A 7,021-nucleotide genomic window follows, 5' to 3' on the forward strand; every position below is an offset into this window, starting at 1 on the left:
AGCTTGGGAACTAGCACAAAACTAAAATGAACACAGACATCCAACTTACCGACTGGCGTGAACTAGCGTTACAGTTTGAGCAACAGATCAATCAAACCGTTATCGGCCTACAGCCTGCGGTCAGGCATATCGTCCTGTCCGTATTTACCCGAGGCCATGTATTACTGGAAGGCAATGTCGGCGTCGGTAAAACCACGTTGTTAAGAGCGGTTGCCCAAGGCTTGGGCGGCGATTACCAACGGATTGAAGGCACCATTGACCTGATGCCCGCCGACTTGATCTATTACACCTATTTAAACGACCAAGGCCGGCCGTGTGTCGATCCGGGGCCTTTGCTGAAACACGGCAACACACTCGCCACCTTCTTCTTCAACGAAATCAACCGCGCCCGCCCGCAAGTCCATGCCTTGCTGTTAAGAGCAATGGCCGAACGCAGCATCAACGCCTTTAACCGTGACTATGCACTGCCGCATATACAGGTTTTTGTCGACCGCAACCGCGTCGAAAAGGAAGAAACCTTTGAGTTGCCCGCCGCCGCCAAAGACCGGTTTATGATGGAAATCAACATCGATATGCCCAGCGCTGATGCTGAATTGGATGAGTTGATGTTTAATCCGCGCTTTCATGATACCGATCAATTAATCCGCGGTGTCACTAACAGCGGTATTTACTACCAGCTCAATGAGCTGGCGCAAACGGTGCAACAACGCATACGGACCAGCCCCAAACTCCATGCTTACGCACTGAGTTTATGGAAAGCCACGCATCAGCCGCAACAATACGGCGTGCAATTAAGCGACGTCGAAATGCCGCAATTATTAATGGCCGGAGCCAGTCCGCGCGGCATGAGTTACTTGATCCGCGCCGCCAAAACCCGCGCCTGGCTGGAACACAGGGATCATGTCTTGCCGGAAGATCTGCAAGCGCTTTTTCCAGTCTGCATGACGCATCGGCTGTTTTTAAACCCGATGTATGCCTACAGGAAAGAACAGCTGCTGCCCGAATTGGTCGAAGGGATTTTAAATCAAGTGGCGGCGTCTTAAATGTCGGGATTAGGCCGTAATAGGAGATTATCAATGAGTAACTCAATTATGAATTTCGCGCTCATCGCGCTTGTCTTAACATGCATTGGGGGCTGCTCCTCTCCCGCCCGGACCGATGTGAGTACACCTAATCTCATGGGCATATGGACTGGCGAAAACAAAACTTATTCCGACAAAAAAGGTTACTTGGCCTGGACTAAGACGATTGAGATCACAGAACAGAAGGGGCGCTTGTTTAAGGGATATTTTACCTATTCAGCGGGCACTAAATATTTCTCTGGTGTCATCTATCCCGACAATACCTCGTTTACCTGGGTTGGCGTCGATAGCAAGGGCTACAATCATGGGCGCATTCACGGTACCGACCGCATCAGCGCCTGCTATGTCGAGTCTGGCGAAGATGCGACGGTCGGTTGCGTTGAGATGACGAAGCAAAAATCAAAGCACTGAGCCGGACGGGGCATGCTGCCCCGTCCGAAACGTTTTGCGTTAGCTAAATATAACCACTTTGTGCTAGTTCCCAAGCTCCTGCTTGGGAATTTAGTACGGGAAGCTCCAGCTTCCCGGCTCGCAAAGCTAGAGCTTTGCTCACTGGGTTCCCAAGCTGGAGCTTGGGAACCAGCGTAACCAGCGCATTTCTTAATTAATGGCAGTGACGTAGCGCATGGGAATGAGGACAAACTTAATAGCATCCACCTTGATGCATAAACCAAGAAAAATACCGTAAAAAACCCATGACCGAAACGCTACATTATCGCTTACCCTGGCAATCAAGCTCCGTTTATCCGGGAGCACATCCCGGACAAATGATCGGCGCCGGACAGTTGTTCAAACGCCACGAGCCGCTTATTGCCAGCCCGGACCCCAGACGCATAGACTTGCGCGCCAGCGTGCTCGACCCGTTTTCAGGCTATCGGGTGCGCGTCTATCAGCAGCAAAGCACCGTCAACGTCTATCTGCTTGCCGATATGTCGGCATCAATGGCTTATGCCGATAAACAACAAACCCTGATTCGGTTTTTGCTGACCGCTGCCAACTCGGCCTTCGGTTACGGCGATAAATTCGGCTTTATCGGCTGCACCGAGCGTATTGAGCATCGCTGGCTGCTTCCCGCCGGTCAACATTTGGGACGGGTATCGGCACTGGCCAAACAACTGGAAGGCCTGACCTTTACCGGCAGCGCAAAAGGACTGCAAAATGCCGTTGCCTTTCTGCCTGCCGAGCGCTCGCTGGTATTTTTGCTATCCGACTGCCATTTTCCGCTGCCTCAGTTGCGCGCCCTATTAGGTTCGCTGCAAGGTCACGACGTGATCCCGCTGGTGTTGTGGAATCAGGACGAATACGCCGCCTTGCCCAACTGGGGCCTGATTTCTTTCCAGGACATGGAAAACCATGCGACCCGCACGCTGTTTATGCGTCCGTCCTTACGGCAAAAAATAGTCGCCGCCTATCGGAAACGCCAAAACGACCTGAAACATATTTTCAGGGCCTTTGGCAGTGAGCCCTTGTTTATTACCGAACGCTACAGCATCCAAACCGTTAATCGTTATTTGCAGCAGAGGGTCGCATGAGAATCGTATTAGTCCTGGCGTTGTCATTGCTGGGCTGTTCCTATTCCGGCTCGATCAATGAGCCTGTCAGTTACTTTAACGTCGAAACGCCGCGCCCGTTCGGTTACGTTAACGGCGATGAAATTCCCCAGCGCATCATTATTGAAACCCGTTCAGGCATCACCTTGCAAACCGGCAGCTTACCGGCCAAAGGCCAAATCAACCGCTGGCTGAACCTGAACCGGGTCACGGTTAAGCAAAGCGGGCAGCGTTATCAAATCGACTTGCTGTACCAGGTTTTTTACGCGCCGCTGGAGGTTAAGTCGTTAACCCTGCCCGGCTTTACCGTGCAGCTCAGCCAGGGTAAAAAAAGTGTCGGTAAAAACGTCCCCGCCTGGACTTTTACCCCGTCCCCGCTCAGGGAGCTGGTGGTGCGCCAAACTGAACAGGGTGAATACATGCGCCCCGACAGCCCGCCGCCGTTATTGACAGACACCCAGGCTTTATACGGCTTGGCCGCCAGCCTGAGCGTTGCCGTACTGATAGCGGCCTATTTGGGTTATTTATACGGCTGTTATCCCAACATGCTGCGACGCACCGTGTTCAAGCGGGCATTACGAAAGTTGGAGGGATTGTCTAAAGCCGACATGGAGCAAGCCTTGACCCTTGTCCATCACGCCTTGAACAACCTCAACGGACAGCCGCTGTTTGCTAACCGCTTGAGCGATTTTTACCGGCGCAACCCGGAATATCTGCAAATAAACACCCAATTGCTTGGATTCTTCACCTACTCCAACCGTTATTTTTTTTCCGACGGCATGATTGCCGTAGCGCAGGACTTGCAACAAATAAAAGACCTCTGCGAGCAATGCCGGAAAATCGAGCGGGGCAGCCGATGAATTTGGCGGTTAATACCCCTGGACTTTGACCGGCCTGTTACTGGCCCTGTTGCCGCTGTTCAATAACGGTATGCGTACCAGCCCCGCGCCGTGGACGGCGTTGATACCTGCGGATACGCTGTCGGTTGTTATCGTCTGCTGTTTGCGGCTGTGCGCCGTCGCCGCAATCGCCGGGTTAGTGCTGGGCATCGCGGGTCTGCATCGCACCGAACAACGCATCGAGCGGATCGGTCACGGCGCGCATATCGTGTTATTGCTGGATCGCAGCAGCAGCATGGATAACACCTTTGCCGGACGCGCGCCGAATGGCACCGATGAATCCAAGGCCACGGCGGCGCGGCGCTTATTGACCGATTTTGTCAAACAGCGGCAAAACGATTTGATCGGGGTCGCGGAATACAGCACTTCGCCGTTATTCGTGATGCCGCTGACCGAAAATAAAAACGCGGTGCAGGCGGCGATTGCGGCGACCGCGACACCGGCGCTGGGCTTTACCCATGTCAGCAAAGGCTTGGGGATGGCCATCTCGTTTTTTGAACAACAACCGGTCACCGGCTCGCGTATCGTGCTGCTGGTTTCGGACGGCGCGGCGGCGATCGATCACGACAGAGAACAGAAATTGCGGCTTTGGTTTAAACAGCAACAAGTCCGCCTGTACTGGATTTTTCTGCGCACCGCCAACAGCCCAGGCATTTTCGACAAGCCTGAAGACAGCCGGGATGACAACGCTGGGGCCATGCCCGAACTGTATCTGCACAAGTTTTTTCTGGGACTGGGCAGTCCCTATCAGGCTTATGAAGCGGAAAGCCCGGACGCGTTAAAACAGGCGATTGCCGACATCAACCGGCTGGAAAACCTGCCGATGCACTATCTCAAACGCATCCCCAAACAGGATTTGTCGGCAGCCTGCTACAGCTACGCAACCCTGTTACTGCTGGTTCTGCTGGGCGTTAAATTTTGTGAGGTCAAACGATGATAAGAACAATCAGGCATTTTACGCTGTGGGCCGCGTTGGCGCTCAGCTTGGCCGCTTTCGTTTACAGCGTCGGCGCGTTGTACGGCATTCATCACGACAATAATTTAATCCGGCAATTGATTTCGGGCAAGGATGTGGCCGTTAACAAAGTGATCAGTGGCGAACCGGAATTACGACTGGCGCGGGCTTTTTATTTCAAGCAAAAACACCGCTACGACGAGGTCTTGTCGACCCTGAGCCTGGTTATGGACAAAGGCGATCGGAATTTCCAGGCCAAAGCCCGCTACAACCTCGGCAACCTGTATCTGGAACAAGCCGTACAGCAGGCAAAAGCCATGAATATGAATGCAGCCCTGCCCTTGGCCGGATTGGCGAAACAGACCTATCGCCAGGCATTGGCATTGGACAGCGGCAACTGGGATGCCAAATATAACCTTGAAGTCGCCATGCGCTTGTTACCGGAAATGAACAGGGTCGACATACCCGACGACAGACCGATCAATCAGAAATCGCAGTTGTGGACAACCGTGCCGGGTTTTCCGCGCGGCTTACCTTGATTTTAGAATTTTTTACCACGAAGACATCGTAGGAGCGGGCCGCGCCCGCGACATTTGGGCAGCGATTGCAGAATTGTAACTACTTCATCGCGGGCACGGCCCGCTCCTACAACGCGTGACACGTTGCGTGGGAACAAATAAAACAAAAACGAAAAAACAATGAGTACTACATTAAAAGATTATCGAATCGGGTGCTTGCTGGCGGCGCTTATCGCCATGCTGGTGCTGTTTATAGCCCCCAACAAACAACAAAAAACGCCAACCTATAACTACACCTTTATTATCGATATTACCCGCAGCATGAATGCACTCGACTACCAACAAGACAACCAGGCCATCAGCCGATTGCAGTTTGTTAAACACACCCTGCACGAATTGTTGCGAGACCTGCCTTGTCAATCCAAAGTCGGTCTGGGTCTGTTCACCGAAAGGCGTTCAACCCTGTTATTCGAACCGCTGGAAGTTTGTTCAGCCTATACGGAAATAGATACAACCCTCAGTAAAATCGACTGGCGCATGGCCTGGGCGGCAGACAGTAATATTGCCAAAGGTTTGCTGAGTACCCTTGAAATGCTGCAAAAAAGCGACAGTTCGGTGATTTTTATTACCGACGGACAGGAAGCGCCTCCGGTTAATCCCAATTACCAGGCTGATTTTTCAGCGTTAACAGCACCAGCAAAAGGCATGATTATCGGCGTAGGCGGTTTGCAAGCCGTGCCTATTCCCAAGTTCGACAGCCAAGGCCAACAAACCGGGTTTTATAGCCATGACGATGTGCCGCACCGTTCTTCATTCGGACAGTCGAACCTGGATCCGGCGCAAATCAAAGGCTACAACGCGCGCAATGCCCCGTTTGGCAGCGAAGCCGCCACCGGCAACGAACATTTAACCGCTTTACAGGAAACCTATTTAGAAAAACTGGGCGCGGAATCCGGTTTGGCTTACGCCCGCTTAACCGATTTGCAAAACCTGAGTCGGACATTAAAAAATCCGAAACTGGCGACTGAAAAACTTTTGCAGACAGATATTCGCTGGCAACCGGCGTTGCTGGCATTGCTGATGTTAAGCCTCGTCTATCTGCCCAGAATATATAAATCCCGTCGATTTTTCTGGACATAAATAAACCATCGTTCGTTATCTATCCTCTTGAGTAAAGTTCATGAATAAACAAAACCTGTTGTCAAGCCATCATCTTTTTACCTTGCGTTTACTTTTGTCGCTGCTCGGCGCCTACATCGGCTATAGCTATAGGCATACCAGCCACGATTATTGGTTTGTGATGATATTTTTGTTTACCGCTATCGCTATCGCCCCCGACTATTATCGATTCAAGCAGCATGGCGATAATCTTAAGACGCTTATCGAGCGGCTGCTGCATTGGTCAGGCGGCTTGTGCGCAGGCATTGTGATTTACGCCTACCACAATTCAGGACGAATCTTCCACGAAGAAGCCGGTTTGATCATGCTGTTAATACTGGCGTTAACAACTTATCTGGATGGCATAAAAAAAGATTGGCGCTGTATTTTCGTAGGACTGTTTCTGGGTCTTATAACGGTTTGCGTGGCTTATTTCGATAGCTATATCTGGCAACTTGCGCTATTGTCGATCGTGGCCATTGCCGCTAGCCATCATTGGAATTCAAAGGTAATGAGCTAACCGGGTGCTGATTCCAAAAATGTCATTTATTTTCACCATGAAGGACATGAAGAACTTGAAGATATTACTGTGTTGACTTCAATATTAAAGTTGATTAGTATAGTGGACCCCATTGTCCAGACAAATAATGCCTTAATTTAAGATAGAGCCCTGTTCACACTCCAGCTGAATGGCGCTGTCCCAATTTTTTTATACGGGAACTGATATTTCTGCCGCTCCGTATTTATCCACGATCATTGCACCGCCACCCCTAGCTGTTTGGTAAACCACACTGGGTGTTTCATAGCCCAATGATTGATGACGCCGCTCTTCATTATAAAACATGAAGTAGTCCGTCAA

General features: G+C 51.2%; 8 protein-coding genes. All 8 read left to right on the forward strand.

All coding sequences use genetic code 11. The features are described from left to right. Positions 1-26: 26 nt before the first annotated feature. The 8 genes from RW114_RS09645 (at position 27) to RW114_RS09680 (ending at position 6,682) form a co-directional block, all read left to right on the forward strand. Positions 27-1,043: an AAA family ATPase gene (locus RW114_RS09645; protein ID WP_340122537.1), complete on the forward strand. Its 1,017-nt coding sequence runs from the start codon at positions 27-29 to the stop codon at positions 1,041-1,043. Positions 1,044-1,076: 33 nt separating this feature from the next. Then, positions 1,077-1,493 (forward strand): hypothetical protein, encoded by a 417-nt coding sequence (locus RW114_RS09650; RefSeq protein WP_340122538.1) that lies wholly within the window; start codon positions 1,077-1,079, stop codon positions 1,491-1,493. Positions 1,494-1,777: 284 nt separating this feature from the next. Beyond that, positions 1,778-2,614, forward strand: a complete 837-nt coding sequence (locus tag RW114_RS09655) for a DUF58 domain-containing protein (protein ID WP_340122539.1) — start codon at positions 1,778-1,780, stop codon at positions 2,612-2,614. Then, positions 2,611-3,492, forward strand: a complete 882-nt coding sequence (locus RW114_RS09660) for a nonribosomal peptide synthetase MxaA (RefSeq protein WP_340122540.1) — start codon at positions 2,611-2,613, stop codon at positions 3,490-3,492. The genes RW114_RS09655 and RW114_RS09660 overlap by 4 nt, the downstream gene beginning before the upstream one ends. A gap of 70 nt (positions 3,493-3,562) precedes the next feature. Continuing rightward, positions 3,563-4,468, forward strand: a complete 906-nt coding sequence (locus RW114_RS09665; RefSeq protein WP_422614801.1) for a vWA domain-containing protein — start codon at positions 3,563-3,565, stop codon at positions 4,466-4,468. Beyond that, complete coding sequence (locus RW114_RS09670; RefSeq protein WP_340122542.1) at positions 4,465-5,025, forward strand: MxaK protein; 561 nt, start codon at positions 4,465-4,467, stop codon at positions 5,023-5,025. Before RW114_RS09665 ends, RW114_RS09670 begins: the two co-directional genes overlap by 4 nt. Before the next feature lie 159 nt (positions 5,026-5,184). Beyond that, entirely contained in the window at positions 5,185-6,144 is a 960-nt protein-coding gene (locus RW114_RS09675; RefSeq protein ID WP_340122543.1) for a vWA domain-containing protein, read from the forward strand. A 40-nt stretch (positions 6,145-6,184) separates the two neighbouring features. Further along, positions 6,185-6,682 (forward strand): hypothetical protein, encoded by a 498-nt coding sequence (locus tag RW114_RS09680; protein ID WP_340122544.1) that lies wholly within the window; start codon positions 6,185-6,187, stop codon positions 6,680-6,682. Positions 6,683-7,021 lie beyond the last annotated feature (339 nt).

The organism is Methylobacter svalbardensis (genome assembly GCF_037671525.1).
Taxonomy (GTDB): domain Bacteria; phylum Pseudomonadota; class Gammaproteobacteria; order Methylococcales; family Methylomonadaceae; genus Methylobacter_A; species Methylobacter_A svalbardensis.

Coding starts and splice junctions, on each gene's coding strand:
- RW114_RS09645 (WP_340122537.1), top strand. CDS start 27: ATGAACACAGACATCCAACTTACCGACTGGCGTGAACTAGCGTTACAG.
- RW114_RS09650 (WP_340122538.1), top strand. CDS start 1,077: ATGAGTAACTCAATTATGAATTTCGCGCTCATCGCGCTTGTCTTAACA.
- RW114_RS09655 (WP_340122539.1), top strand. CDS start 1,778: ATGACCGAAACGCTACATTATCGCTTACCCTGGCAATCAAGCTCCGTT.
- RW114_RS09660 (WP_340122540.1), top strand. CDS start 2,611: ATGAGAATCGTATTAGTCCTGGCGTTGTCATTGCTGGGCTGTTCCTAT.
- RW114_RS09665 (WP_422614801.1), top strand. CDS start 3,563: ATGCGTACCAGCCCCGCGCCGTGGACGGCGTTGATACCTGCGGATACG.
- RW114_RS09670 (WP_340122542.1), top strand. CDS start 4,465: ATGATAAGAACAATCAGGCATTTTACGCTGTGGGCCGCGTTGGCGCTC.
- RW114_RS09675 (WP_340122543.1), top strand. CDS start 5,185: ATGAGTACTACATTAAAAGATTATCGAATCGGGTGCTTGCTGGCGGCG.
- RW114_RS09680 (WP_340122544.1), top strand. CDS start 6,185: ATGAATAAACAAAACCTGTTGTCAAGCCATCATCTTTTTACCTTGCGT.